At 57.8% G+C, this 521-nt stretch carries 1 protein-coding gene and 1 pseudogene; both read left to right on the top strand.

Annotation, left to right across the window (positions count from 1 at the left end; genetic code table 11):
- Positions 1-302: 302 nt before the first annotated feature.
- Positions 303-401, top strand: a pseudogene (locus F4V54_RS12000) (IS481 family transposase); the annotation flags it as partial.
- Between the two features lie 13 nt (positions 402-414).
- On the top strand, positions 415-521 hold a 107-nt coding region (locus F4V54_RS11715; RefSeq protein ID WP_428840498.1), incomplete at its 3' end, for an integrase core domain-containing protein.

Here is a 521-nt window from a genome sequence, read left to right as displayed (position 1 = left end):
ATATTGCTGCAGGTGATAATCACATCGGGGCTCTAGCGCTCCTCTCGCTATTTCTGGTTTTTTCTGCGCAAGTATTCCTTCGTTGGAAATGACGTTCGCCAGGCTGGAGGGTATGAGTTCATAGGCTGTGTGTCCTGGTGCAATAAGCGGCATGTAGCGCTTCGGCTGGATTCGGTCATCATGCCGCTAGGTGTACTGGCCGGAGACGTTGGTCGAATCTATGCGATCCGACCACATGACGAAGACCTCCAATGTGGAATGGGAAGTGCCTTAATCCAACCCAGCCACACAGGAGGTCTTCTGTGGCTCACCCTAACGCAGCGCTCACGCCCCGACACCGACTTCAAGTAGCCCGCCTCGTCGTCGACGACGGCGATCCCATCTCCGAGGTCGCCGCCCGGGTCATCAGTGACAATGGGCCGGTGGCTGCACGATTACAATCACCACCGGCCCCATTCCGCGTGTGGGGGTCTTTCACCGGTGTCCCGGCTAACTCTTCCCCCCGGCCAGTACCTCCAGAT

This window comes from Corynebacterium tuscaniense, from assembly GCF_008693065.1.
Classification (GTDB): Bacteria; Actinomycetota; Actinomycetes; order Mycobacteriales; family Mycobacteriaceae; genus Corynebacterium; species Corynebacterium tuscaniense.
The sequence above is the reverse complement of the archived record's forward strand: the minus strand, read 5'-3'. Positions and strand labels throughout refer to the sequence as shown.